23 protein-coding genes are annotated in these 24,272 nt (G+C 71.5%); 11 read left to right on the top strand and 12 right to left on the bottom strand.

Features of this window, described 5'->3' with window-relative positions; all coding sequences use genetic code 11:
- The 4 genes from ACFY1L_RS42120 to ACFY1L_RS42105 form a co-directional block, all read right to left on the bottom strand.
- Positions 1 to 966, bottom strand: coding sequence for an alpha/beta fold hydrolase (locus ACFY1L_RS42120; protein ID WP_388837306.1), 966 nt, complete (start codon positions 964 to 966; stop codon positions 1 to 3).
- Positions 967 to 1,014: 48 nt separating this feature from the next.
- On the bottom strand, positions 1,015 to 3,933 hold the full coding sequence (locus ACFY1L_RS42115; RefSeq protein ID WP_388837303.1) for a SpoIIE family protein phosphatase: 2,919 nt from the start codon (positions 3,931 to 3,933) through the stop codon (positions 1,015 to 1,017).
- Positions 3,934 to 4,043: 110 nt separating this feature from the next.
- Positions 4,044 to 4,262 carry a tautomerase family protein gene (locus ACFY1L_RS42110; protein WP_388837300.1) on the bottom strand — a complete coding sequence of 73 codons (219 nt, stop codon included), beginning with the start codon at positions 4,260 to 4,262 and terminating at the stop codon, positions 4,044 to 4,046.
- Positions 4,263 to 4,306: 44 nt separating this feature from the next.
- Positions 4,307 to 5,089, bottom strand: coding sequence for an SDR family oxidoreductase (locus tag ACFY1L_RS42105; protein ID WP_388837297.1), 783 nt, complete (start codon positions 5,087 to 5,089; stop codon positions 4,307 to 4,309).
- A 166-nt stretch (positions 5,090 to 5,255) separates the two neighbouring features.
- On the opposite strand from ACFY1L_RS42105, the gene ACFY1L_RS42100 reads away from it, so the two are divergent.
- On the top strand, positions 5,256 to 6,152 hold the full coding sequence (locus ACFY1L_RS42100; RefSeq protein ID WP_388837294.1) for a helix-turn-helix transcriptional regulator: 897 nt from the start codon (positions 5,256 to 5,258) through the stop codon (positions 6,150 to 6,152).
- Between the two features lie 4 nt (positions 6,153 to 6,156).
- Here the strand turns inward: ACFY1L_RS42100 and ACFY1L_RS42095 are convergent, their stop codons facing one another.
- The 3 genes from ACFY1L_RS42095 to ACFY1L_RS42085 are packed head-to-tail and all read right to left on the bottom strand — an operon-like array spanning position 6,157 to position 10,836.
- Positions 6,157 to 7,674 carry an AMP-binding protein gene (locus ACFY1L_RS42095; RefSeq protein WP_388837292.1) on the bottom strand — a complete coding sequence of 506 codons (1,518 nt, stop codon included), beginning with the start codon at positions 7,672 to 7,674 and terminating at the stop codon, positions 6,157 to 6,159.
- Positions 7,671 to 9,959, bottom strand: coding sequence for a CoA transferase (locus tag ACFY1L_RS42090; protein ID WP_388837289.1), 2,289 nt, complete (start codon positions 9,957 to 9,959; stop codon positions 7,671 to 7,673). The genes ACFY1L_RS42095 and ACFY1L_RS42090 overlap by 4 nt, the downstream gene beginning before the upstream one ends.
- A 10-nt stretch (positions 9,960 to 9,969) precedes the next feature.
- On the bottom strand, positions 9,970 to 10,836 hold the full coding sequence (locus tag ACFY1L_RS42085; RefSeq protein WP_388837286.1) for an alpha/beta fold hydrolase: 867 nt from the start codon (positions 10,834 to 10,836) through the stop codon (positions 9,970 to 9,972).
- A gap of 102 nt (positions 10,837 to 10,938) precedes the next feature.
- Here ACFY1L_RS42085 and ACFY1L_RS42080 point away from each other — a divergent pair, with 102 nt between their 5' ends.
- On the top strand, positions 10,939 to 11,403 hold the full coding sequence (locus tag ACFY1L_RS42080; protein ID WP_388837283.1) for a MaoC family dehydratase N-terminal domain-containing protein: 465 nt from the start codon (positions 10,939 to 10,941) through the stop codon (positions 11,401 to 11,403).
- Positions 11,400 to 11,819, top strand: coding sequence for an acyl dehydratase (locus ACFY1L_RS42075; protein ID WP_388837281.1), 420 nt, complete (start codon positions 11,400 to 11,402; stop codon positions 11,817 to 11,819). Before ACFY1L_RS42080 ends, ACFY1L_RS42075 begins: the two co-directional genes overlap by 4 nt.
- A 50-nt stretch (positions 11,820 to 11,869) precedes the next feature.
- Here ACFY1L_RS42075 and ACFY1L_RS42070 read toward each other — a convergent pair whose 3' ends face one another.
- From ACFY1L_RS42070 to ACFY1L_RS42055, 4 genes are read right to left on the bottom strand one after another with little or no spacing between them, the layout of a single operon-like run.
- Positions 11,870 to 12,823 (bottom strand): zinc-binding alcohol dehydrogenase family protein, encoded by a 954-nt coding sequence (locus ACFY1L_RS42070; protein ID WP_388837278.1) that lies wholly within the window; start codon positions 12,821 to 12,823, stop codon positions 11,870 to 11,872.
- Entirely contained in the window at positions 12,820 to 13,641 is an 822-nt protein-coding gene (locus ACFY1L_RS42065; protein ID WP_388837276.1) for an ABC transporter permease, read from the bottom strand. The genes ACFY1L_RS42070 and ACFY1L_RS42065 overlap by 4 nt, the downstream gene beginning before the upstream one ends.
- Complete coding sequence (locus ACFY1L_RS42060; protein WP_388837273.1) at positions 13,638 to 14,483, bottom strand: ABC transporter ATP-binding protein; 846 nt, start codon at positions 14,481 to 14,483, stop codon at positions 13,638 to 13,640. The genes ACFY1L_RS42065 and ACFY1L_RS42060 overlap by 4 nt, the downstream gene beginning before the upstream one ends.
- On the bottom strand, positions 14,483 to 15,484 hold the full coding sequence (locus ACFY1L_RS42055) for an ABC transporter substrate-binding protein (RefSeq protein WP_388837270.1): 1,002 nt from the start codon (positions 15,482 to 15,484) through the stop codon (positions 14,483 to 14,485). Before ACFY1L_RS42055 ends, ACFY1L_RS42060 begins: the two co-directional genes overlap by 1 nt.
- Before the next feature lie 287 nt (positions 15,485 to 15,771).
- Between ACFY1L_RS42055 and ACFY1L_RS42050 the strand changes: the two genes are divergently transcribed.
- From ACFY1L_RS42050 to ACFY1L_RS42020, 7 genes are all read left to right on the top strand, one after another.
- A complete protein-coding gene (locus ACFY1L_RS42050) occupies positions 15,772 to 16,974 on the top strand; it encodes a Rieske 2Fe-2S domain-containing protein (protein WP_388837267.1) in 1,203 nt (400 codons plus the stop codon).
- 115 nt (positions 16,975 to 17,089) lie between these two features.
- Complete coding sequence (locus tag ACFY1L_RS42045) at positions 17,090 to 18,415, top strand: M20 family metallopeptidase (RefSeq protein WP_388837264.1); 1,326 nt, start codon at positions 17,090 to 17,092, stop codon at positions 18,413 to 18,415.
- Positions 18,412 to 19,371, top strand: coding sequence for a catechol 1,2-dioxygenase (locus tag ACFY1L_RS42040; RefSeq protein WP_388837261.1), 960 nt, complete (start codon positions 18,412 to 18,414; stop codon positions 19,369 to 19,371). Before ACFY1L_RS42045 ends, ACFY1L_RS42040 begins: the two co-directional genes overlap by 4 nt.
- Complete coding sequence (locus ACFY1L_RS42035) at positions 19,368 to 20,228, top strand: alpha/beta fold hydrolase (protein ID WP_388837258.1); 861 nt, start codon at positions 19,368 to 19,370, stop codon at positions 20,226 to 20,228. Before ACFY1L_RS42040 ends, ACFY1L_RS42035 begins: the two co-directional genes overlap by 4 nt.
- Before the next feature lie 104 nt (positions 20,229 to 20,332).
- Complete coding sequence (locus ACFY1L_RS42030; protein WP_388837255.1) at positions 20,333 to 21,169, top strand: IclR family transcriptional regulator; 837 nt, start codon at positions 20,333 to 20,335, stop codon at positions 21,167 to 21,169.
- Positions 21,166 to 21,699: a MaoC family dehydratase N-terminal domain-containing protein gene (locus ACFY1L_RS42025; protein WP_388837252.1), complete on the top strand. Its 534-nt coding sequence runs from the start codon at positions 21,166 to 21,168 to the stop codon at positions 21,697 to 21,699. Before ACFY1L_RS42030 ends, ACFY1L_RS42025 begins: the two co-directional genes overlap by 4 nt.
- Positions 21,696 to 22,118: an acyl dehydratase gene (locus ACFY1L_RS42020; RefSeq protein WP_388837249.1), complete on the top strand. Its 423-nt coding sequence runs from the start codon at positions 21,696 to 21,698 to the stop codon at positions 22,116 to 22,118. Before ACFY1L_RS42025 ends, ACFY1L_RS42020 begins: the two co-directional genes overlap by 4 nt.
- Here the strand turns inward: ACFY1L_RS42020 and ACFY1L_RS42015 are convergent.
- Positions 22,087 to 23,070: an ABC transporter substrate-binding protein gene (locus ACFY1L_RS42015; protein WP_388837246.1), complete on the bottom strand. Its 984-nt coding sequence runs from the start codon at positions 23,068 to 23,070 to the stop codon at positions 22,087 to 22,089. The two genes, ACFY1L_RS42020 and ACFY1L_RS42015, sit on opposite strands and share 32 nt — an antisense overlap.
- 170 nt (positions 23,071 to 23,240) lie before the next feature.
- Here ACFY1L_RS42015 and ACFY1L_RS42010 point away from each other — a divergent pair, with 170 nt between their 5' ends.
- Entirely contained in the window at positions 23,241 to 24,266 is a 1,026-nt protein-coding gene (locus tag ACFY1L_RS42010; RefSeq protein WP_388837243.1) for an NAD(P)/FAD-dependent oxidoreductase, read from the top strand.
- The last annotated feature ends 6 nt before the right edge of the window (positions 24,267 to 24,272 follow it).

The following is a 24,272-nucleotide window of genomic DNA, read 5'->3' as shown; positions in this document are numbered from 1 at the left end:
TCAGCCCCGGAGTTCGGTGAGGAAGTCGATGAGCGCCTCGTTCACCTCGGCGGGGCGTTCCTGCTGTGTCCAGTGGCCGCAGCCCGCCAGCTCGACGGGCTTGCGGCGCAGGTTCGGCATCAAGTCCGGGAGGGCGGCGATGAGTTCGGGCGTGCCGGGGAACGCGGGCACCGGGTCGCGGTCGCCGTAGACGTACAGGGCGGGCGGGCTGACGACGGCGTCGTGCCAGGGGGCGGTCAGTTCCCAGTTGCGATCGATGTTGCGATACCAGTTGAGGGCGCCGGTGAAGCCGCCGGAGAAGCTCTCGGTGAGGGCGTCGAGGTCCTCCTCGGTGAACCACTCCGGCAGGGTCTCCGGGTCCGTCATGGTCGCGAGCCACTCGCGCTCGGGGTCGACCAGCGGCTGCCTGTCCTCGACGGCGCCGGGGGCTTCACCGGAAGCCGCGTAGAAGAACTTGCGCAGGGTGGTGCGGGTGTTCCGCGCGAACTCGGCGTCAGCGACGCCCGGTTGATTGAAGTAGTTCCAGTAGAAGCGGCCGCCGAACCTCTCGTCCATGACGGCCAGCGGCGCCTCCGTGCCCCGGAACGGCGGCGGCACGCTCAGCCCGGCCACACCGAGCACGACGTCCGGCCGCAGCAGCGCGGTGTGCCAGGCCACCGGGGCGCCCCAGTCGTGCCCGACGACGTACGCCTTCTCCTCGCCCAGCGCGTGGATCAGGCCGACGACATCGCCGACCAGGTGCAGGATGCTGTACGCGTCCACGTCGGCGGGGTGGTCGCTGCGCCCGTATCCGCGCTGGTCGGGGGCGACCACGCGGAAGCCCGCGGCGGCCAGCGGGCCGAGCTGGTGGTGCCATGAGTGCCATGACTCGGGGAAGCCGTGCAGGAGCACGACCAGGGGGCCCTCGCCCTGCTCCGCGATGTGCAGCCGGATCCCGTTCACGTCAATCATTCGATGCTCAACCATGTGCATGAGCATACGTGTCATGATCGTCGGCCCCGGTCCGGAGTGCCTTTACAGGAGCGCCTCCCAGTCGCCCTCGACGTCACCCCCGAAGCCGGCCGCGTGCAGGAACATCAGGTCCGCCGCGTCCGCCGGCTGTTCGTCCTGGCCGTCGGGCAGCGGCAGTTCGGCCCAGATGCACTTGCCCGTCGGCGTGTAGCGCGCGCCCCAGCGTCCGGCCAGGGCCGCGATCAGCTGCAGGCCACGGCCACCCTCATCGGTCTCGGTGGCGCGGCGGATGCGGGGCATGGTCTGGCTGCCGTCGAAGACCTCGCAGATCAACTCGGCGTCGTACAGCAGACGCAGCCGGACCGGGCCCTTGGCGTGGCGGACGACGTTGCCCACGAGCTCGCTGGCCAGGAGTTCGGTGGTGGCGGAGAGGCCGTCCAGGCCCCAGGCGGCGAGTTGCTCGCGCACATGACGGCGGGCCTGGCCGGCCGCTTTGGGGTCCTCGGGCAGCGGCCAGGAGGCGATCCGGTCCGCGGGCAGGGCGTGCAGGCGGGCGACCAGGAACGCCGCGTCGTCGGATGCCCGGTGCTCGGTGGGCAGCAGACCGGCCGTGAGCGTGTCGCACAGGCGCTCGAGGTCCACCGCCGTGCCGTTCTCGTGTGCCGCGCTCAGCAGTCGGGCCAGCTCCGCCATGCCCTCGTCGATCTCGCGCTTCGCCGACTCGACCAGACCGTCGGTGTAGAGCACCAGCAGACTGCCCTCGGGAACCTCCAACTCGATTGTCTCGAAGGGTGGTTGGGCCGCTCCGAGCGGCGGGTCGGCGTCCGGCTTCGGGAAGTGCACGGTGCCGTCGGGGTGGACCAGCGCCGGCGGCGGATGCCCCGCGCGGGCGAGGGAACAGACCCGGGTGGTGGAGTCGTAGAGCGCGTAGAGACAGGTGACGTACGACGCCTCGCCCATGCCCGTGACCAGGTCGTTGAGGTGGCCCATGATCTCGTCGGGCGGCAGCTCGAGATCGGCCAGCGTGTGCACGGCGGTGCGCAGCCGGCCCATGGTGGCCGCCTCAGGTAGGCCGTGGCCCATGACGTCGCCGACGACGAGCGCGACCCGTCCGCCGGACAGCGGGATGATGTCGTACCAGTCACCGCCCACGTCCGCGCCCTGCGCGCCCGGGAGATAGCGGGCGGCCGCGGTGCACGCGGGGAGTTCCGGCAGGCGCTGCGGGAGGAGGCTGCGCTGGAGTTCGCGGGAGCGGGTGTGCTCGGCGTCGTAGAGCCGGGCCCGTTCCAGGGACTGGGCGACCAGCGCGCTGATGGTGGTCAGCAGGGCGCGTTCCTCGTCGGTGAGCAGCCGCGGGCGGTCGAAGGCCACGACGCACAGTCCGAAGGTGTGGTCGGAGGCGGTCAACGGCAGGAAGGCCCATGCCTGTTTGCCGGCGCGGGACGGCAGGTCGGCGATCTCGGGGTAGCGCGAGGTGAATTCCTGCGCGGTGGACAGGAACAGCGGGACGCCGGACGCGATCGGGTCCCAGGCCGGGTCGCCCACCACCCGGGCGCGGTTGTCGATGCCGGCGAGGAAGTCGTCCGGGTAGCCGACGGCCCCGACGTTGTGGAGCCGGTCGCCCTCGATGACCTGGACCAGGACGCCCGTGGCGGCGAACGGCGGCAGGACGCGTCGGGCGACCACGTCCACCACGTCCTGCGAGGTGGTCGCCTTGGCGAGCTCCGCGGTCAGTTCGGCGATCCGGGCCGCCCGCTCGGCCGCGGCGCGCCGGGCCGCCTCCCGCTCCTCGGCCAGGCGCCGCTTCTCGGTGACGTCCTGGAAGTAGAGCGTGCGCCCGTCGGGCCCGGGGACCAGCCGCAGATGGAAGCGCTGCCCGGAGTCCGGCATCTGCACGTCGAAGCCGGCCGGCTTCTCCTCGGCCGCGGCCCGGCGGCAGCGGCTCTCCAGGCCGGGGACCTGCCGGGCGGAGGGCAGGTCCCACAACAGGCGCCCGAACAGCTCCTCCTCCGAGAAGCCCAGGAAACGTTCCGCTTCCAGGTTGGCGAAGGTGATCTGCCACTCGTCGTCCACCGCGAGGAAGCCGTCGCTCATGTGCCTCAGCGCCCGGCCGAGCGCGTCCCGGGCGCTGCGCGACTCGTTGGTCTCCCAGGCCACGCCCACCATGCGCAGCGGTTCGCCCTGTTCGTCGTACGTGGTCCGGCCGCGGGCCAGCGTCCAGCCGTACGTGCCGTCCGGGCGCCGTACCCGGTAGTCGGCCTCGTACACGGTGTGGTCGAGTATCGCCCGCTCGGTCGCCGCCAGCGCGGGTGCCAGGTCGTCGGGGTGGACGATCCTCATCCAGCTCTCGATCCGGCCGGTGAAGTCGGCCGGCCGGACGCCGTACACCTCGAAGGCCGCCTCGTCCCAGACGAGTTCGCCGGAGCGGATGTCCCAGTCCCACGAGCCGACGCTGACCTCCTTCAGCGCCTGCCGCAGACGCTCCCCGCTCAGCTCCGTCCGTGCGGGCGAGGACGGTCGCGGTGCCTGGCCCATGCGGTCCTCGGTCCAGGCGACGACGGCGCGGAGGAACTCCCAGTGTTCCGGGGCGGGTTCACCGCGCTCGCCGGTCAGGACCGTCAGCGCGCCGATGCTGCGGTTGCCGCTGAACAGGGGCACGGCGGCCAGGCCGGTGCCGGGCCAGGCGACGCCTGCCGCGTTCGGTTCCGCGGAGGGCAGCGGCACCCACACGCCGCTGCCCCGGTGCAGGGCTCGGGCCGGGGCCAACGGGCCCTCCTGGTCGACGATCTCCCAGGAGCGGGTGAGGGCGGGCGGCAGACCGACGGCCGAGACCAGACGCAGCGCGGACATGTGGCCGCGCAGGTGCATGGTGCCGCCGAGCGCGCCCAACTCGCCCACCGCGTGCTGGAGTGCGAGCCGGAAGACCTCGCTCTCCGTCAGGCCGGGGGCCACCGTTTCGAGGAGAGCGAGGCGCGCGTTCATGACGGGAATTTATCGTTCCCGTTTTCGTCCGAAACCTCTTTCACAGATTCTGACGTGCGGTTTCGCCGAGAGCGGGCGCCGGCATGCAGGGCGTGAGCGCGGGGTAACTGTCAGTCCTCCGCAAGCGGCTCCTGGAGCTTGGCGAGGGTCAGGACGTCGCCGCCAATGCCCCAGCCGCCGTCGGCGACCTCCTCGACCAGAACCATGGTGTTGGCGCGGGCGCGCTCGCCGTAGATCTCGACGTACAGCTCGGTGGTGCGGGTGACGATCTGCTCCTTCTGCTTCTCGGTGAGGGTGCCGGCGGGGACCTTGAAGTTCGCGAAAGGCATGGGCTGTTCTCTCTCTGAGGGGGTCAACAGGGGTGTGGGGGCGGTCAGATGATGCCGCCGTTGGCGCGGATGACCTGGCCGTTGAGCCAGTGGCCGGCCGGTGAGGCGAGGAAGGCGACTACCTCGGCGATGTCGGCGGGGGTGCCGAGCCGCTCCAGCGGGGGCATGGCCGCAAGGCGCGCCACCGTCTCCTCGTCCTTGCCGTCCAGGAACATGTCGGTGGCCGTCGGACCGGGCGCGACGGCGTTCACCGTGACGTCCCGGCCGCGCAGCTCACGGGCGAGCACCAGGGTGAGCGCCTCCACCGCGCCCTTGCTCGCGATGTAGGCGCCGTACGCCGGGAAAGCCATCCCCACCTGCGACGTGGAGAACGTGACGACCGCCCCGCCGGGTCGCACCGTGCGGGCGGCCTGCCGGGCGACGACGAAGGTCCCGCGGATGTTGGTGCGGTGCAGTGCGTCCAGCTCGTCCAGGTCCAGGTCGGCGATGGGGCCCAGGAGCATCCGTCCGGCGGTGTGGACCACGACGTCGACGCCGCCGAACTCCGACTCGGCCCTGTCGAACAGTGCGGCCACCGCCTGCTCGTCGGCGACATCGGCCTGGACGGCGACGGCCCGGCCGCCGGCCGCGGTGATCTCCTTGGCGGCGGCTTCGGCCGGCTCGGCGCCGCCGGCGTATCCGACGACCACGGCGAAACCGTCCGCGGCCAGGCGGCTCACGGTCTGCCGGCCGATGCCGCGGGAGCCGCCGGTGACGATGGCGACGCGGGGGCGGCTCGGGTCGTGGTCGGGTGTGGTCCGGCTGTCCGCCGGGGTGGGGGAGGGCATGCGGGCTCCTGTGAGAGTGCGTGGAGAGAGGGGGCGGCCCTGGCGTTGGCGCCGGGCTCGCCGTGTCCTCCACGATCGGCCCGCCCGCCGGCCGCAGCCAGGGCTGCGCTTACCCGGGGGTTGTCATCCCCTGGCTCCGCATCGCCGTCCGGGTGAGGATGGACGGGTGAACCTTCCCGCACTCGCCGCGTTCCTGAAGTCCCGGCGCGACCGGGTCCGCCCGGCCGACGTCGGCCTGCCCGTCGGCCCGCGCCGCCGCGTGCCCGGCCTGCGGCGCGAGGAGGTGGCACAGCTCGCCGGACTGTCCGCGGACTACTACACCGAACTGGAACGCGGCCGCGGCGCCCAGCCCTCGGCCCAGGCCCTGGCCGCCCTCGCCCGGGCGCTGCGCCTGACCGGCGACGAACGCGATCACCTCTTCCGCCTCGCCGACCGGCCCCTCCCGCCCACCGCGCAGGGCCCGACGGCACACGTCCAGCCCGCCCTGCTCGGCCTGCTGGACCGGCTCGGCGCCACCCCCGCCCGCGTCATCACGGATCTGCACGAGGCTCTCGTCCAGAACCAGGCGGCCACCGCACTCCTCGGCCCCCTGCCGACGGGACGCGGCCCGGCCGCGAGCTTCGTCTACCGCTGGTTCACCGACCCCGACGCCCGCGCGATCTACCCCGCCGACGACCATCCGCGCCACTCCCGGTCCTTCGTCGCCGACCTCCAGGCCACCGCCGCCCGACGCGGCAACGACACCGAGGTGCCCCGCATGGTGGCGACGCTGCGGCGGCGCAGCGAGGAGTTCGCCGCCCTGTGGGACACCCACGACGTCGCCGTGCGCAGGGTCGAGCGCAAACGCATCGTCCATCCCGCGCTGGGCGTCATCGAGCTGGACTGCCACAACCTGTTCAGCGAGGACGGACGCCAGCGGCTGCTGTGGTTCAGCGCCCCGCCCGGCACGAAGGGCGCCGCCCAGCTGGAACTGCTGTCCGTGATCGGTACGCAGGACATGAGCGGTGGTCACGACATGGTGGGTGGCGAGAACGAGCTCTCCGAGGACAGCTCCCTGCGCTGATCAGTCACCCCACCTGCGGCAAAGCCTTCCCTACGGCTCGGTCCCAGGTGCCCCCGGTGACGCCCCGCTCCCGCAGCACCGCCTTGCGCACCTTGCCCGTCTCGGTGAGCGGCAGCGCCGGGACCGTCTCGACGTACCGGGGCACGGCGAACGCGGGGAGTTCGTGTGCGCAGTGCCGGGCGAGGTCCGCGGGATCCAGCACCATTCCCGGCCGTACGACCACGGCGACCATGACCTCGTCCTCGGCCAGCTCCGAGGCCACCGGGAAGGCGGCCGCCTCGGCCACCGCCGGATGCGAGCGGACGGCCGCCTCCACCTCGTAGGAGGAGATGTTCTCGCCACGCCGCCGGATCACGTCCTTGATCCGGTCCACGAAACGGAACCGGCCGTCGGGATCACGGATCACACGGTCGCCGGTACGGCGCCAGGAGTCGGGCGCCGGCTCGGGCTCTCCCAGGTAGCCGGTGCAGAAGGCGTACGGCTGACGGGTGCGCACGAGGAGCTCGCCGGGCGTGCCGTCGGGGACCGGGGCGAGCGCCGCGTCGACCACGCGCGCGGAGAAGCCCGGGCGCACGCTGCCCATGGTGCCGGGGCGGCCCTCCTCGGCGGTGGCGCCGATGACCAGGTTCGTCTCCGTGGAGCCGAACCCGTCGACGACGGTGACGCCGAACCGCTCGCAGAAGGGTTCCCACAGGGGGCCGGGGGTGGCGGGGGCGAGAGCGCGCGTGGCCCGGTGTGCTCGGTCCTGCGGGCCCGGGGGCTGGGCGAGCAGCATGGGCACCATCGCGCCGAGCAGGTAGGTGGTCGTGGCGCGTGCGTCGGCCGCCTGCGACCAGTAGCGCGAGGCCGAGAAGCGGCCGCCGACGACGCAGCTCGCGCCCACCGTCATCGCCTGCGCCAGGGTGTTGAGTGCGTTGGTGTGGAACAGCGGGAGGCAGGTGAACAGCACGTCGTCGGCGGAGAGGTGCAGGGCGGAAGAGACGTTGCGGCCCCACCAGACGAACTGCGCGTGCGGGCAACGGACTCCACGTGAGCGTCCCGTCGTGCCCGAGGTGAACAGGACGGCGGCGGTGTCCTGCGGACGGACGGGGGCGGGCGGCAGGGCCTCGGCGGCTCCGGGGCGCGGGACGTCCTCGTCGCCGGCCACCCACACGGCCCCGCGATGTCCGGACGCCACCGCCTCTTGGGCCAACTCTGCCTCGACGTACAGGAATTGGGGCTGCGCAGTGTCCAGCACCTGCCGCAGTGAGCCCCCGCGCAGAGCCGTGTTCAACGGCACCACGACCGCGCCCAGCCACGCGCAGCCGAGGACCAGATCGACGAGTTCGATCCGGTTGGACAGCAGCGCCGCGACCCGGTCGCCCGGGCGGCAGCCGTGCGCCGCGAGGGAGCCGGCCATGGTGGCCGCCGCATCCCGGGTCTGAGCGTACGTGCGTGTCGTGTCGCCCATACGCAGGAAGACCCGGTCGCCGAACCGCTCGGCCGCCGCCTCGACCAGCCCAGGCACGGTCAGGCCGTTCATCGCAGGACGCCCGCCTCGTGCAGGTCCCGGACCCGCTCCGGGGACAGGCCGGCCACCTCGCGCAGCACCTCCTCGGTGTCGGCGCCGAGCAGGGGCGCCGGCCGACGGATCGAGCCCGGCGTGCGGGTGAGGCGGATGGGCAGGCCCTCGTGCAGGAATGCGCCCGCGGCCGGGTGCTCCATGCGGACGTAGAAGCCGCGTGCCCTCAACTGCGGGTCGTGCTCGACCAGTTCACGACCGTCCTGCACCGCCCCGGCCGGAACCCCGGCCTCCTGGAGGAGTTCCGCGGCGACATCGGCGGGCATGGTGCGCGCCCAGTCGCCGAGCGCCTCGTCGACCACCGCGCTCTCCTGCCTGCGGTCGCCGGACCTGGGCAGCCGCTCGGCCAGATCCGGACGCCCGATCACTCCGCACAGGGCCGTCCACTCCTCGTCCGAACGGACGCTGACGGCCAGCCAGCGGTCAGCGCCGAGGCACCGGTACACCCCCTGCGGGCTCCAGCGCGGGTGCGTGTTGCCGACCGGTGTGCGGGCCGTCGTGAGCAGGCTGGTGCCCATGTGGGCGGCGATCGCCTCGAGTTGGGACAGATCGATGTGCTGGCCGCGGCCGGTCTCCTCGCGGTGTTCGAGTGCGGCGACCGTCGCCAGCGCGGCCTGCAGCCCGGCCACGATGTCACCGTGGCCGTAGATCACGCCGACCACGTCGTCCGGCCCCCAGCCCGTCAGGCCGGTGAGGCCGGAACTCGCCGAGACCGTGTCCGCGTACGACACCCAGCCGGCGCGCGGTCCCGTGTGGCCCATGCCCGACATGCTGACGTAGACGAGACGCGGGTTGATCTCGCGCAGGGTGTCGTAGCCGAGGCCGAGGCGGGTCATGACCGTGGCGCTGAAGTTCTCCACCAGGACGTCGCAGTTGGCGATGAGCTCGCGGAGTACGGCGATGCCCTCGTCGGTGCGGGTGTCCAGGGCGATGCTGCGCTTGTTGCGGTTGACCTCGTTGAAGTAGCCGTTGGTGTCGGGGTTGTTGTGCGGGCCTCGGGACAGGTGCATGAAGGGCGCGAAGCGGGTGGGGTCGGGGCGGGACACGGACTCGACCTTGATGACGTCCGCGCCGTGGTCGGCCAGGACCTTCGTGCAGTACGGGCCCGCCAGCACCCAGGTGAGGTCGAGGACGCGGATGCCCTCCAGGGCGGGTACGGCGGTGGAGGCGGTCGCGGCCGTTCGCAGGGGCGGCTCCTCGTGCAACACGGCCTGGTCGGCGCCGAGTTCGGGCACCGACAGCTCGGTGACCCGGTGGCCCTCCGGGAACGCGAACGGGAAGCCGAGGTCGGTGCGGTCCCCGACCCGGGTGAAGAAGTCACGCGCGGCGAGCTGCGGGTTGTCCGGCAGCTCGCACGGCAGGTCCACGGCAGCCCAGGGCAGCTTCCTGGCCTGCGCCCGCTCCGCGAACTCGGCCTTCGGCCACCGGCCCACGAAGTCCTGGACGACCTTGAAGACATGCTCCTGATGCCGCTTGCGCTCGACCGGGTCCTGCCACCGGGGCTCTCCGAGATCGGCCTGCGCCCCCTCCTCGGACAGCCAGTCCAGCAGCGCGTCCCACATACGGGGACTGCCGCCGAGCCCGCCCCCGAGGTGGCCGTCGGCCGCCCTGAACAGCCCGTGCGGGACCAGCGGATGCACGCGCCCCGGCCGCGGTGGCACCCGGTCCTCGTGCAGGTAGGCGAGGGTGCCCGCCTCCAGCGCGGCCGCCACGCACGCCTGCGCGGAGATGTCGATCAGCTGACCCCGCGCGTGCCTTCCCGCTCTCAGACCCAGCAGGGCAGCGATCGCCGCGTTGACGCCCGCGAGGTGCTCAGCCTGGTTCTCCGGCAGATGCAGCGGCGGGCCGTCGGGGTCGCCGACCTGCGCGAGCATCCCGCCGAGCGCGGCCACGACCAGGTCGGTGCCCTGCCAGCCGCTGCGCGGGCCGACCAGGCCGAAGGGGGTGGCGCGCACATGGACGAGATGGTCGAGGCCGACCGTGTCGGCTCCGTCAGGCGTCCCGTCGAGCAGGACGTCGGCGGTCGACAGGAGGCGGCGCAGCGCGTCGGAGTCGGCGGGGTCCAGGGTCACCGAGCGCTTGCCGGCGTGCCAGTGCGCGAAGGCGTCGGCGTCCTCGTGGCGGTCCGGGTCGCCGCCCGGGGGCTCCACCAGCACCACGTCGTGGCCGAGCCCGACCAGCAGGCGGCCCGCGAACCGGGCGAAGGGGCCGGTCAGTTCGACGATGCGCGGGGTCGATGCGCTCACTTGTCCTCCGTCAGCCGTGCCGCTGGTTCAGGAAGCCGCTGACCACGCTGTAGTAGTCGTATGGCCGTTCCTCCTGGGGGTGGTGGGAGGCGCGGTCCATCACGTGCAGACTGCCCCGGGGGATCATGCGGGCCAGCATCAGCGGATAGTCCGGGGTGAGGAAGGCGTCGTACATCCCCCACAGGAACAGTGTGGGCGCCTGGATGCGGCCGAGCTCGGCGGTGAGGTCCTGCCAGTCGCCGCGCGGGTTGTCCGAGGCGCCGGCCAGCGCGGTCTCCTCGGGGTCGAGGCTCTGCTCGTAGCGCAGGGACACGGTGCCGTCGGGGATGGCGTCCGGGTCGTACCACTCCAGCCGCGCGATCAGTTCCCGCATCTTCTGGCGGGAGGGGCCGTCGCCGCCGTAGTACACGTCGCGGGCGTTGCGTCCGCGGCGGCCGCCCTCCGGGAGCGGGGCGAGCGGGCCGTGGAAGACGGGCATGCTGCCGGTGATGACCGAGGACCGCACGCGCTCGGGGTACTTGGCCGCCAGGTTGAGCGCGATGGTTCCGCCCCATGAGTTGCACACGAAGTCGGCCCGGTCGATGCCCAGTTCGTCCATCAGGGCCACCGTCTTGGCGGCGTGGTAGTCCCACATCGGGCCTTCGACCACGGGCTTCGCCGACTTGCCGTACTGCAGGATGTCGACCAGGAAGCAGCGGCGGTCCGCGGCGAACAGCGGGGCCACCTGCCCGAAGTCCGACCAGCCGGTGCAGCCCGGGCCGCCACCGTGCAGGAAGATCGTGGGCGAGCCCTCGCCCAGCTCGACGTAGTGGTACTTGACGCCGTCCGCCTCCGCGTAGGCGCCCTGCGGGGGCGCCTGAATGTCCATGAGATCCATGAGCGGATGGTGTCCGGTGCCGGGTGCCGGTCCAAGCGGGGCGGTCCGCTCAGTGGGCCGGGTCCATGGTTGTCCGGTGCGGTCGGGTCTAGCGTCGAAGGCATGCTGGATCTTGCGGAGAAACGGGCACGGGCGCTGCTCGGCCGGTGGCAGACGCGCCCGCTGGGCGTCGTACGGGCCGCGGCCGCCGCGGAGTTCGCGCGGGCCGCGGGGGAGTCCGCGCCGCGCCTGGTGGATCCGGCGCATCCCGCGTTCGTGGTCCACCCGATGTACGTCGTCAGCGTGCTGCGACCCGAACCGGGCGCGGACGCCGGGGAGTTGAGGCCCGACGGCATGTACCGCGACGAGGTTCCCGGGACCGACGGACTCGATGTCCGCCTGATGGCCGGCGGCCAGGAGGTGCGCTGGGCGGACGACGTGCGGGTCGGCGACCGTGTCGAAGTGCAGCGCGCGCTCACGGCAGTCGAGCGGAAGCGGGCCGACTTGCTGTTGCTCACCGTCGACAAGAAGTACTTCGCCGAGCGGGGGCTTCTCGCCGAGGTCACGGAGAGGTTCATCGTCCGATGACGGAACACGCTGACGTACGACCGGTGGAGCTCGTGCCCGACGAGGTCATGCTGCTGCGCTTCGGTGCGGTCACCCGCAACACGCATCGGATCCACTACGACACCGCGTTCGCGCAGTCGGAGGGGCTGGACGGGCCGGTGGTCATGGCGCAGCTGCACGGCTGCCTCTTCCATCGGGCCGCCGCCCAATTCGCGGGGGAGACGGGACGGGTACTGCGGGTCGCGTGGCAGAACCGTGCGCCCGCGCATCCCGGCGACCGGCTGCGGGTGACCGGCAGCGTGCGTGAAGTCGATCCTGGCACCGGCGAGATCACCCTCGATCTGGTCGAACACCGGGTGGGCACCAGCGTTGAACGTCGGGAAGACCCCGGCAACATCGTCTGTTGCCGGGGCCAAGCAGTGGTCGTCCTGGGCTAGGGGCCCGTTCCGGCGGATCGCGCCGGAGATGCGGGCAGGCCCCCCGCGCGTCACGCCAGGTCGAGCACCGCCCTCCCGACTGCGGTCCCTTTCCGCAGTCGCTCCACCGCCTCCGGCAGCCGTTCGGGGCCGTACCGCTCGATCGGCAGGCTCAGTTCGCCCGCCGTCAGCTCGGTCAGCAACCGTTCGGCGTCCGCGGCGACTTCCTTGCCCCGCGTCATCAGGTTCACGGGCAGCAGGGACACGTCGGCCAGCAGGAAGTCCGCGAGGTCCACTGTGAACTCGCGGCCCGCGGTGTAGCCGACCAGGGCGACTCGTCCACGCGGGCGCACCAGCGGCAGGGCATCCCGCAGGACCAGCCCGCCCACGGTGTCGATGACCGCATCAACTTGCCCGCCCACGGCCTCCGTTGACATCTCTGCCGCCAGAACCGCCTTGGCAGGCGCGGGCACATGGTCCCGTTTCTCCGCGCGGCCGACCACGCCGATCACCTCGGCCCCCGCCCGCGCCGCGACCTGCACGGTCAGCGAACCGACCGCGCCCGCCGCGCCGGTGACCAGAACCCGCTCGCCCGGCTGGACGGCCGCCACCGAGTGCACCGCCGCCCAGGCCGTCCCGGCCGGCGAGAAGAAGCTGCACGCCAGGGCAGGGTCCGTACCCTCCGGCACCGCGATCACCGCCGCGTCGGGCACCAGCGCATGGTCGGCCCAGCAGCCGTCCCGGCGCAGGCCCAGCCCCTTGCCGTTGACCCGTACCAAGGACCCCTCGGGATGGGTGTCCGAGGCGAGGACGATCCCGGCCCCGTTGGTGCCGGGTACTGCCGGAAGCTCCGGCAGGATCCCGAACTTGCCGTCCACGACGTTGAGATCGAGGTGGGCCACCTGCGAGGCCAGCATCCGGACGAGAGTGTGGCCGGGCTGCGGCTGAGGCACGGGCCGCTCCACCAGCCGGGGCAGTGCACCGAATTCCTCCAGCACCAACGCCCGCGACGTCTCACCGCTCACAGCTTCACTCCGTATCGACGCAGCACCCGGGAGGCCACGATCCGCAGCACCCGGTCGAACACGAACCCCAGGATCCCCAGCGTGATGATCCCGACGAACACCCAGTCGATACGGCCGTAGTTGCGCGACGTCCAGATCAGCGAGCCCAGCCCGACCTGCGCGGCGACGATCTCCGCCGAGACGATGGTCAGGAAGCTGTTGCCCATCGCCAGACGCGCCCCGGTGATGATGTACGGCACCGTCGAGGGCAGCACCACCCCGCGCAGGATCTGCCGCCGGCTCGCGCCGAGGCTCGCCGCCGCGCGCAGCTTCGACTCGCTGACCGCCATCACACCCGCACTGGTGTTGAGGATGACGATGAAGACCGCCGTGTAGAAGATCAGCACGACCTTCGACGACTCCCCGATGCCCAGCCACACCACGGCCAGGGTCACGAAGGCGATCGGCGGGATGAACCGGAAGAACTCGATGTAGGGCTCGAGGAGTTGGCGGACGATCCGGATCTGTCCGACCAGCAGGCCGGCCGGGACGCCCACCAGGAGACCGAGGCCCCAGCCGATCAGGATGCGGCGGCTGGAGGCGATGATCGAGTTGGTGAGCGTGCCGTCGCGGGCGAGGTCGCCGGCCGCGGTGAGGGTCGCGTGCGGGGAGGCGACCAGCGAGGGGCCGTAGTGCGTGGCGAGCAGCTGCCAGATGCCGATGCCGACGAGGACGGAGACGGCGTACAGGGCGAGGGTGCGCAGCCTGAGACCGGCGGCCTGCAGGGCGCGGCGGTCGGTGCGCGGTTTCGCGGTGGCGTCGACGGTCACGGTCGTCATCGTTCGTCCTCCGGGTCGAGTCCCTGGTCGCGCAGGGCCTTGCGGACCTCTTCGCCGATGTCCTGGCGCAGCTTGTGGCGCAGTTCGAGGGCCGCGGGGTCGGACTCGTCGCGCGGCCGGGGCAGGTCCACCTCGTAGATCGACTTGATCGAGGCCGCGGGGCCCGCCGTCATCACGGCGACGCGGTCCGCCAGCAGGATCGCCTCGTCGATGTCGTGCGTGACGAACACGACCGTGCAGCCCGAGGCCTGCCAGATACGGCCCATCTCCTCCTGCATGACCTGGCGGGTCTGTGCGTCCAGCGCGCCGAACGGCTCGTCCATCAGCACCACTTGGGGCTGGTTGGCCAGCACCCGCGCGATCTGCACGCGCTGGCGCATACCGCCGGACAGCTGCCCGGGGAAGCGGTCGGCACAGTGCCGCAGCCCGACCAGGCTGAGGTACTCGTCGGCGAGCGCGGTCTGTTCGGCCCGGGACTTGCCGCGCATCCGCGGGCCGAAGGCGACGTTCTGCCGGACGGTCAGCCAGTCGAAGAGGGCCTCGCTGCTCTGGAAGACCATGCCGAGCTCGGGGTCGGGTCCGGTGATCGGCGTGCCGTCGACCGTGAGGGCGCCCTGGTGCGGTCGTACGAACCCGGCCAGCGCCGACAGGAGGGTGGACTTGCCGCAGCCGCTCGGGCCGAGGAGACAGAGGAACTCGCCTGCGGCGATGTCCAGTGATATGTCACATACCGCGTGGAAGGAGCCGAACTTGATGTCGACGCCGTCGACGCGCACGGCCGCACCACGCCCCCCGCCATCCTGCTTCGCAGGCGGCAGATCGGCCTCGATGGCCTTCGTCATCACGATCCCTTCGTCTGCTGGGTGAACCAACCGCGCAGCGCCGTCTTCGCCACGTCCGCCTGGGACTTGGCAGTGCCGGTGTCGACGTAGAACTTGGCAGTGGCGGTGTACGTCTTGAGGTCGGCCGAGGTGATGTCACGCACCCCGAAGTCGATGTCCTTGATCGCTTTGAGGGTCTGGGCGGTCGGAATCTTCGCGGCCTTCTGGGTGGCCGCCGCGGCGGCGTCCGGGTCCGACTCGGTGCGCCGCGCCGCGTCCTGCAGCGCCTCCGCGACCTTCACGGCGATGCTCTTGTGGCCGCTCAGCCACTTGTCGTCGGCGATCAGCCATTGCGCGTACGACACCCCGTAGTCGCCGGTCGTCGAAACGATCCGCCCGCCGAGCTCGACGCCCTTGGCCGGCCAGGGCTCCCACAGGACGTAGGCGTCCACGTCGCCCTTCTGCAGCAGCGCCGGGATCTCGGGCGGATCCGCGGTGATGCACTTGACCGACTTGGTGTCGATGCCCTTCGACTCCAGATAGCGGGTGGCCGCGAGCTGGGACAGACCCGGTACGACGGCCATCTTCCGGATCTTGGCAGGTGAGGTGACCTTCGGGCCGAGGACGACCTTGAGGTAGCGGCCGGACTGCTCGTAGACCAGCAGCGAGCGCAGGCCGGGGTTCTGCTGGAGCTGGCCGATGGTGGTGGTGTCCGAGTTGCCGGCCAGCTGGACCTGGTTGCCGGCGAGCGCGTCGACGCCCTCGCCGCCGCGCCCGAACTGGACCAGCTGGACGTTGACACCGTGCTTGGCCCACAGCCCCTGGGCGTCGGCGAGGAAGAAGGGCGCGAAGGAGGGGTCGATGCCGACGGCGACGCGGACCGTCGGTCCGGAGGCTCCCTTCGCGGCCCCGGCGGTCGAGTCGGTGGTGGCCGCGCTGCAAGCGCTGAGCGAGACCAATGCGGCGGTGACGAGGGCGACGACGCCCGTCGTGGGGCGTCCTCTGCTGGCCTGTGGCTCCATGAGCACCTCGGGTGGGTTGGCGGGAGACCGCCGATTCCGGCTGGTACGTCGGCAGGGTGCGGGCCCTTGGACTGATCCCTTGAACTGGCCTGAATTGGCGCGATTCGGCGCACCGTAGAACGCCGCCGGGCGACCGCGCATGAAGGACGGTCCGCTCAGCGGGACGTACAGGCCGAAGAACCGCAGCCGCGCCGGCGGTCTGCTCACCGGAACGGTTCCGTAGGCGGCCGCGTCCCGCCCGCCGATGCTCGAGGCCATGCATCGACGCCGGCAGGAGGTCACGCACCATGACGACGGGTGAAGGCTCGCTCGCCCCCAAGAAAAGAAGCCGATCGGCGCCCGGTCGGCAGGACTGGGCGTCGTGGCCCCACTACGACGGGGCCGCCGAGGGATTCCGCGGCTACTGGTACCCGGTCACCTGGGCCGGCCACGTCACGAACAAGCCACAGCCGTACACAATCTGCGGCGAGAAGATCACGCTGATCCGTGACGGCGGCACGGCCTACGCCCTGCACAACCGCTGCCCGCACCGCGGAGTGCCGCTCTCCGAGGGCAACCAGCAGTTCCCGGGCACCGTCAGCTGCCCGTACCACGGCTGGACGTTCGACCTGCCCACCGGCAAGCTCGCCGCGGTCATCACCGACGGCCCCGAGTGCCGGCTGACCGGCAAGCTCGGCGTGCAGACGTACGCGGTCCAGGAACGCCTCGGCATGGTCTGGGTCTACATCCCGATCGCCGACGAGGAACCGCACGACATCGACTCCCAGCTCCCCGAGGAACTCGTCGACAACGCCTTCGTGATGGGCGGCCGCATCGAGCCCCGCGGCGGCAACTGGCGCTTCGCCTGCGAGAACGGCTTCGACGAGGGCCACGCCAAGTACCTGCACCGCACGGCCCTTTGGCGCCTGTTCAAGCCCATGCCGACCTGGAACATCACCCGGATCGTGCCCAAGGGCCGCTGGATCTTCCGCGTGCAGGACGAGGTCCACTGGGAGGCCGACTTCCCCGGCGTCGGCCGCTGGACCAACAAGCGCTGGTGGAAGATGCAGCCGCCGAAGGAGACCTTCAACATCGGCAACACCGGCGCGGCGGACAGCGTCAACCCGACGATCGAGGCCCAGGACTTCCCCGGCTTCGCGTCCCTGTCCATGCCGGGCGTGCTGCGCATCGTCTACCCCAAGTTCATCCATTACGAGTTCTACGTCCCCGTCGACGCCGACCACCACAACTACGTCGGCGTGATGGTCAACTTCACCGAGGGCTGGAAGACGCTCGGCTTCTACGCCAAGTACCTCGGCGCCATCCGCTGGCTGTTCCACGGCCAGTTCTCCGGACAGGACGCCTGGATGGTCGACGTCACCGACGCACCCCCGGAGAAGCTCTACCGCCCCGACGTCTCGCTGACCGCCTGGCGGAACCTCAGCGAGGAGGAGTACGGCAAGAAGCTGGCCTCGGCGGGTGTCAACTCCCCTGCACGGAAGGAGGCGTGAGCATGCGCCGCACCCTGCTCACCCTGCTGGCCGGAGTCGCCCTCGCGATCGGGCTGCCCCGGGCCAGGAAGCTCTTCGAGCGCACCACCATGACCCAGGTCCACAGGATCAACCAGTGAGCGGCGACGGCCTCGCCGGACTGGACACACAGCGCGCCACCTGGACCCAGGAGGCCTGGCGGCATGTCACCGGCGACCGGCTGCGCGAGCTGATCATCGGGCTCGTCGACATCCCGAGCCCGACCGGCGACGAGGGCCCCCTCGCCGCGCACATCGCGGAGTCACTGAAGGCCGCCGGGTGCCGCTCCGCCATCCAGCCCCTGGACGACCGCCAGGCCAACGCCTGGGCCCGCCTCGACGGCGACGGCACCGGACCCGACCTCATGCTCTACGCCCCGATCGACACCCTGACCGTGGGCGAGGAGAGCGAGGATCTCCCGTGGATCGGCCCGGAGTTGAGGGACGACATGCGCCCGCAGGCCACCGTCTACGACGACCTGGTCACCGGCCTCGGCGCCTCCAATCCCAAGGGCCACGCCGCGTGCGTGATGATGGCCGCCGAGGCGATCGCCCTCGCCGGCATCCCGCTCACCGGCGACCTGGTCGCCGCGTTCGGCGCGGGCGGCATGCCCACCAACGCCCGTCCGGGCAGTCCGCGGCTCAACACCGGCCAGGGCGCGGGCTGTTCGTTCCTGCTGGAGCAGGGCGTGTGGACCGACTACGCGGTCATCGCCAAGCCCGGCTGGACCGTCTCCTGGGACGAGGTCGGCCTGGTCTGGTTCGAGGTCACCGTCCCCGGCACCCACACCTACGTCGGCTCCCGCCACCGGCTGCCGTACGACAACGCCATCGCCCGCGCCGGCGAGGTCGCCCGGCACCTGGAGGAGTGGTTCGTCGAGTACGCCGAGCGCCACACCGACGGCACGGTCGCCCCGCAGGGCATCGTCTCCTCCGTGCAGGGTGGCTGGCCGCGCATGGCGGCGGTCACCCCGGCCGCCTGCACGCTGCGGGTGGACCTGCGCATCGGCCCGGACACGACGCCGATGCAGGCCAAGCGGGAGTTCCTCGCCGCCCTCGACAAGCTGCCGTTCGACGACATCAGCGCCGAGATGATCCTCGCGATCCCCGGCACGCGAACCGACCCCGGCAACTGGATCTTCCGCAGCGCGTCCGCCGCCTGGGAGGCCTTCGAGGGGCGTCCGCACGAGGTGATCCGCGGCAACAGCGGCGCCACCGACGCCAACATCCTGCGCGGGCGCGGCATCCCCAGCGTGCGGGTCGGCATGCCGAAGGTGACCGAGGCGCCCTTCGACATCGACTTCGCACGCGGCATGAACACCGTGTCCGTACGGGCCATGCAGAAGCTCACCCGCCACCTGATCCGCACGGCCGTCGACACCGTCACCCGCTCCCGCACGGAGCCGGAAGGAGCCCCGGCATGACCGAGATCGTCCTCGGGGTCGGCGCCTCGCACAGCACGCTGATGAACACCCACTGGGAGCAGACCCTCCACAAGGACCGCGCCGAACGCTTCCGCGAAGCCCTGCGCGCGGCCCGCGACGAACTCGCCGCGGCCCGCCCCGACACGGTGATCCTCGTCGGCTCCAACCACTTCCGCGGCTTCTGGCTGGATCTGATCCCCAGCTTCACGATCGGCGTCGGGGAGTGCATCGCCAGCGGCGAGTCCGGCACACCGAAGGGCCCGCAGCCGGTCGATGTCCCGCTGGCCCAGTACATCGCCAACTCCCTTGTGGAAGGCGGCCGTTTCGACATCGCCTTCTCCGCCAGGCTGCAGATCGACCACGGCCAGTCGCACGCGATCCAGTACCTCCTGGACGGCCTCGACGTGGAGATCGTGCCGCTCGTCGTGAACGTCTTCGCACCCCCGCTGCCGACACTGGAGCGCTGCGAGCAACTCGGCCGCGCCATCAGGGAAGCCGTGCTGGCCTTCCCCGAGGACCGTCGCGTCGCCGTCATCGGCTCCGGCGGCCTCTCGCACCGCCTGCCCTGGCCCGACTGGCGCGAACCGCACGGCGACGACGAGGAGTTCATGGTCGGCGCCTGGCTCAACGGCCGCGAGAACTGGCAGGACTACGACGCCCGCCGCCGCGAGATCATCCGCGCCGCCGAGGCCGCGATCAACCCGGAGTTCGACGAGGCGTTCCTGTCCCTGCTGGAACGCGGACACGCCCACCTCGTCACCCAGTACAGCACCGACGAGCTCGAGAAGACGGCCGGCAACGGCGCGCAGGAGATCCGCACCTGGCTGCTCGCGGCCGCCCTGCTCGACCACGCCCCCGCACGACGACTGGTGTACGAGCCCCTGCCCGAGTGGCTGACCGGCATGGCCGTAGCCGTCCTCGACCCCGCACACCACAACAGCGAGAGGCACGCATGAGCATCTGGACCGAACTGTCCGGCATCGACTTCCGCCACGCCTACGTCGACGCCGGCGGCATCCGGACCCGCGCCCTCCAGGCGGGCCCCGAGGACGGCGAGCACGTCGTGTTCCTGCACGGCACCACCGGCCACCTGGAGGCCTTCGTCAAGAACATCCCGGCACACGCCTCGGCGGGCTACCGCGTCCACGCCGTCGACATGCTCGGCCACGGCTACACCGGCAAGCCCGACCGCCCCGGCGAGATCCCGGCATACGTCGAGCACCTGATCGCCTACCTCGACGCGGTCGGCGCCGAACGCGCGCACCTGGTCGGCGAGTCGCTGGGCGGCTGGGTGTCGTCCTGGGCGGCGAGCGAGTACCCGGACCGGGTCGCCTCGCTCCAACTGCTCTGCATGGGCGGCACGAAGGTCAACCCGGCGGTGATGGAGCGCCTGAAGACCTTGACGCGGGCCGCCGCACTGCAGGACGACATCTCCCTCACCCGGGACCGGCTGCGGCTGCTGTGGGCCGAGTGGGACGAGGACCTCGGCGACGAGCTGACCCAGGTCCGCTACGAGATCTACCACCGGCCCGAGTTCCAGCGGAACCTGCACAACCTGCTGGCCTTGCAGGAGGTCGACACCCGGGAGCGCAACCTGCTCCGCCCGGACCGCATGGCCAGGATCAAGGCGCCCACGCTCGTGGTGTGGGCCAACAAGAACCCCTTCGGCGACGTCCCGGAGGCCGAGGCCATCGCCGCTGCGATCCCCGGCGCCCGGCTGGAGATCTTCAACGAGTGCGGGCACTGGCCGCAGCACGAGAAGGCGGACCTGTACAACCCGCTCAGCCTGGCGTTTCTTGCCGGGGTCTCGTGAGACGGGGTTTCCCGAATCGCCTGCCCATGGTTCCGTGTAGGGGCCAGATCCAGCCAACCGCCGAGTTGTGAGGCAGACAACGGACTGACCGGGAGGTTCTTCCTATGACCGTCACCGAGGTCGGCCGTGCCGACACAGCACCTGCCGTACCGCGCGGATCCGCGATTCCGCGCGGATCCGCGGTCCCCCGGGAGGAACCCCCCGGCCCCGACTCGATGAACTCGGTCCTGGGCAAGGTCAGACCGATCCTGGAGGCCTTCACCGCCGAGGACGCCAGCCTCTCCCTCGCCGAGCTGGTGCGCCGCACCGGCGTGGCCAAGGCCACCGTGCACCGGCTGGCGCAGGAACTGGTCGTCTGGGGGCTCTTGGAGCGGGACGGCTGCGACTACCGGCTGGGGCTGCGCCTGTTCGAGATCGGCCAGCGCGTGCACCGGCAGCGCATCCTGCGCGAGGTGGCCCAGCCGTACATGGAAGACCTGCTCCTTGCGACCCAGGAGACGATCCACTTCGCCATCCACGACAGCCTGGACGTCGTCTACCTGGAGAAGATCTTCCCGCACCGCGGCCTGAACGAGGAGTCGCGGGTGGCGGGCCGGCTGCCGCTGTACTGCACGGCCACCGGCAAGGCCATCCTCGCCTTCTCCCCGCCCTCCCTCTTCGCCGATGTCGTCCGCAACGGGCTGAAACCCTTCACCCGCCACACCGTCACCTCCCCGGGCCGCCTGCGCGCCCAGCTGGAGAAGATCCGCGCGGAGGGCATCGCCGTGGAGGCCGAGGAGATCCGCCTCGGCTACAGCAGCATGGCCGTACCGGTGCGCGGCAGCCAGGGCGGCCTCGTGGGCGCGCTGTCCATCACCGCGCCGACCTACCGCATGGACCCCTCCGGTCACGCCGTCGCCCTGCGCACCGCGGCCCTGGGCATCAGCCGGTCCCTGCGGTGAGCGCGGCCCTCGACGAGGTGCTCGCCAGGGCCCGCAAGCTGATCGGGGAGTGGGAGAGCGAGGACTGCGGGGTGCTGTCCGTCAAGGACTTCTGCCGGTACGCGGCCGCCCTCAACGACGTCGACTACATCCGCCGGGCCCGCGCGCAGGAGGCGGCCGGGGAGCCCGTCGTCGCACCCGCGCTCTTCCTCGCCGGAACGATGAGCTGGCAGGACGGCCCGGCCGAGGACGAACTGCGCCCCGACGGACTGGCGGCCCGCGAATCACCCTGCACCCAGGGTCTGCCGGTGCGGCAGGTGCACGGCGGCCAGTCGGTACGACTGCTGCGGGCGGCCGTCGCCGGAACCCGCGTGACGGCCCAGCGGGCGGTGACGTCGGTGGACCAACGGCGGGGCAGATCAGGGGAGTTCGTCCTGCTGGGCGTCTCCACCCGCTTCACGACGCCGGACGGTGACGAACTGATGGTCATGGACGAGACGATCGTCGTGCTAGACGCCGTCCCCGAAGAAGAAGGTGGGGCCGCCGCATGACTGCGCCCGCAGCCGGACAGGTCTGTCCGCCCCGCCGCTACACCCACACCCACGTCCAGCTCTTCCGCTTCAGCGCCGTCTCCTGGAACGCCCATCGCATCCACTACGACGCCGAGTTCGCCGCCTCCGAGGGCCACTCCGGTGTCGTAGTGCAGTCGACGCTGCACGGCGAGATGCTCGGCCGGTACGCCCTGGAGTGGGCCGGGCCAGGCGCGAGTCTGGAGTCGGTGAGCTGGCGCAACAAAGCCACCGCCGTGGCCGGCGAGCAGCTCACCTGGACCGCGACGGTCGGTGCCGCCGAGCCCTGTGACGGGGGAGTGCGGGTCACGCTCGACGTCTCCGTACTCAAGGACGACGGCGCTCCCTGCGTCACAGGGCACGTCGAGCTCACCCGGCGTGCTGCTCGTACCAGCCCTTGAGCAGAACGGTGTTGAGGTCCGGCGACTTCTTGATGAGCTTCTGGGCGAGCAGGAAGTCGACGATCTTCTTCGATTCGGTGAAGTCGCTGTCATTGATGCCGCGGGACGCGAAGGTGATCTCCGGGAGCACCTTCTCGGTCTGGGCGACGGGCAGTTCGGCCTGCTGATTCGACGCCTCCGCCGCGGCTGCGGGATCGTCGGTGACGAGCTTGTCCGCCTCGGCCACGGCCTTGAAGACCTTCCCGGCGGTGTCCTCGTTGTCCTTGAGCCACTTCTGGTCGGTCAGCAGCCACTGCGCATAGCGCACCCCGAAGTCACCGATCTTGCCCGCGAGATGGCCGCCCCCGGCGACACCGTTGGCGGCCCACGGGTCGAACAGGATGTATCCGTCGATCGAGCCCCGCTCCAGCATGCCGGGCATCTCCGGGGCCGAACTCTGCAGGATCTTCACGGACTTCGGGTCGATGCCGTTGTGCTTGAGGTACTCGTGCGTCGCGTACAGGCCGAGCCCGCCGATCGACGCCATGGTCCTGATCTTCTTCGGCGAGGTGACGCCCTTGCGCAGGACCACCTTGAGATAGCGGTCGGAGGACTGGAAGACGCCGAGCGCCCGCAGCCGCGGGTTGGTCACCATCAGCGGCAGCGCGGTCGAGTCGGCGTTGGCCGAGATCTGCGCGGTGCCCGCGCTCACGGCCTCGGCGGCCGCGGGGCCGCCCTCCGTCTTGACCAACTCGACGTTCACGCCCGCCTTTTCGAACAGCCCGCGCTCCTCGGCGAGATAGAACGGGGCGTACGAGGCGTCGACCCCGAGGGCGACGCGCACGGTCGGCTTCCCGGCCGCCGCCACGCCCGCCGAGTCCGTGGTCCCCGCCGTACAGGCCGCGGTGAGGGCGAGCGTGGTCGCACAGGCGGCGGTCACGGCGGCCCGCTTGCCGTTTCTGTTCATGCGCATGGGTGGTGTCCTTCCGAGCGGCGGAAAACCTGCGATGCGAAATAGCTGGGGTGCCGACGTTCCCAGCGCACGCCCGGCCGCTTAAGCGAAGCGTCCCGCCCACCGAACCGTCCCGCCCACCGGACCGAAACCATTTGTCGGGACCCGGCCCGTTCCTACGCTCCCGGGTCATGAGTGTTCTCACCGACGTGCCGACGAGCACGGACGACCCCTCGCGCACGATCGAGACGGACATCCTGATCATCGGCGCCGGCCCCGCGGGCCTCTACGGCGCCTACTACGCCGGCTTCCGCGGGCTGCGCGTCGCGGTCATGGACGTCCTGCCCCAGCGCGGCGGCCAGATCAGCGCCATGTACCCCGAGAAGCCGATCTTCGACATCGCCGGGTTCCCGGCCGTGCGCGGCCGCGACCTGGTCGCGAACCTGGTCGCGCAGGCGGAGCCGTACGGCCCCCGCTACCTGCTCGGCCACCGGGCCGCCGAACTCTCCCACGACCCCGACGGTAGCCCGGTCGTCCGCAGCGACCAGGGCGCCGTGGTCCGCGCCGGAGCGGTCGTGATCACCGGCGGCGTGGGCACCTTCACCCCCAGGCCGCTGCCCGCGGGCGAGGACTACCTGGGCCGCGGCCAGGTCTACTTCGTACCGGAACCCGCCGACCACACCGACCACGACGTGGTGGTCGTCGGCGGCGGCGACAGCGCCTTCGACTGGGCGGCCACCCTCGCCCCCGTCGCCCGCTCGGTTCGCCTCGTGCACCGCACCGACCGCTTCCGCGCCCACCGTGCGAGCGTCGAGAAGGTCCGCAGTCTCGGCATCGAGATCATCACCGACACCGAGGTCAGCGCCCTGCACGGCACCGCCAACGTCGAACAGGTCGAGCTGCGCCACCGCACCACCAGGGCCACCCGCCTGCTCCCGGCACACACCGTCGTCGCCGCCCTCGGCTTCATCGCCGACCTCGGCCCCCTCCAGCACTGGGGCCTGACCCTCAACGCCCGGAAGATCGCCGTGGACACCCACATGGCGACCAACCTGCCCCGCGTCTTCGCCGCCGGCGACATCACCGACTACCCGGGCAAGGTCCGCCTGATCTCCGTGGGCTTCGGCGAGGTCGCCACCGCGGTGAACAACGCGGCCACCGTCATCGACCCGGAGGCGGCCCTCTTCCCTGGCCACTCCACCGAGAAGGAGCACTGAGCAACA

The sequence above is a fragment of the Streptomyces sp. NPDC001663 genome (assembly GCF_042893105.1).
Lineage (GTDB): Bacteria > Actinomycetota > Actinomycetes > Streptomycetales > Streptomycetaceae > Streptomyces.
Note: the sequence above shows the minus strand (reverse complement) of the source record. Positions and strands in the feature narration are given on the sequence as shown.

Coding starts and splice junctions, on each gene's coding strand:
- ACFY1L_RS42035 (WP_388837258.1), top strand. CDS start 19,368: ATGAGCATCTGGACCGAACTGTCCGGCATCGACTTCCGCCACGCCTAC.
- ACFY1L_RS42050 (WP_388837267.1), top strand. CDS start 15,772: ATGACGACGGGTGAAGGCTCGCTCGCCCCCAAGAAAAGAAGCCGATCG.
- ACFY1L_RS42080 (WP_388837283.1), top strand. CDS start 10,939: ATGCTGGATCTTGCGGAGAAACGGGCACGGGCGCTGCTCGGCCGGTGG.
- ACFY1L_RS42030 (WP_388837255.1), top strand. CDS start 20,333: ATGACCGTCACCGAGGTCGGCCGTGCCGACACAGCACCTGCCGTACCG.
- ACFY1L_RS42055 (WP_388837270.1), bottom strand. CDS start 15,484: ATGGAGCCACAGGCCAGCAGAGGACGCCCCACGACGGGCGTCGTCGCC.
- ACFY1L_RS42020 (WP_388837249.1), top strand. CDS start 21,696: ATGACTGCGCCCGCAGCCGGACAGGTCTGTCCGCCCCGCCGCTACACC.
- ACFY1L_RS42075 (WP_388837281.1), top strand. CDS start 11,400: ATGACGGAACACGCTGACGTACGACCGGTGGAGCTCGTGCCCGACGAG.
- ACFY1L_RS42120 (WP_388837306.1), bottom strand. CDS start 966: ATGGTTGAGCATCGAATGATTGACGTGAACGGGATCCGGCTGCACATC.
- ACFY1L_RS42065 (WP_388837276.1), bottom strand. CDS start 13,641: ATGACGACCGTGACCGTCGACGCCACCGCGAAACCGCGCACCGACCGC.
- ACFY1L_RS42015 (WP_388837246.1), bottom strand. CDS start 23,070: ATGCGCATGAACAGAAACGGCAAGCGGGCCGCCGTGACCGCCGCCTGT.
- ACFY1L_RS42110 (WP_388837300.1), bottom strand. CDS start 4,262: ATGCCTTTCGCGAACTTCAAGGTCCCCGCCGGCACCCTCACCGAGAAG.
- ACFY1L_RS42010 (WP_388837243.1), top strand. CDS start 23,241: ATGAGTGTTCTCACCGACGTGCCGACGAGCACGGACGACCCCTCGCGC.
- ACFY1L_RS42060 (WP_388837273.1), bottom strand. CDS start 14,483: ATGACGAAGGCCATCGAGGCCGATCTGCCGCCTGCGAAGCAGGATGGC.
- ACFY1L_RS42085 (WP_388837286.1), bottom strand. CDS start 10,836: ATGGATCTCATGGACATTCAGGCGCCCCCGCAGGGCGCCTACGCGGAG.
- ACFY1L_RS42105 (WP_388837297.1), bottom strand. CDS start 5,089: ATGCCCTCCCCCACCCCGGCGGACAGCCGGACCACACCCGACCACGAC.
- ACFY1L_RS42095 (WP_388837292.1), bottom strand. CDS start 7,674: ATGAACGGCCTGACCGTGCCTGGGCTGGTCGAGGCGGCGGCCGAGCGG.
- ACFY1L_RS42040 (WP_388837261.1), top strand. CDS start 18,412: ATGACCGAGATCGTCCTCGGGGTCGGCGCCTCGCACAGCACGCTGATG.
- ACFY1L_RS42115 (WP_388837303.1), bottom strand. CDS start 3,933: ATGAACGCGCGCCTCGCTCTCCTCGAAACGGTGGCCCCCGGCCTGACG.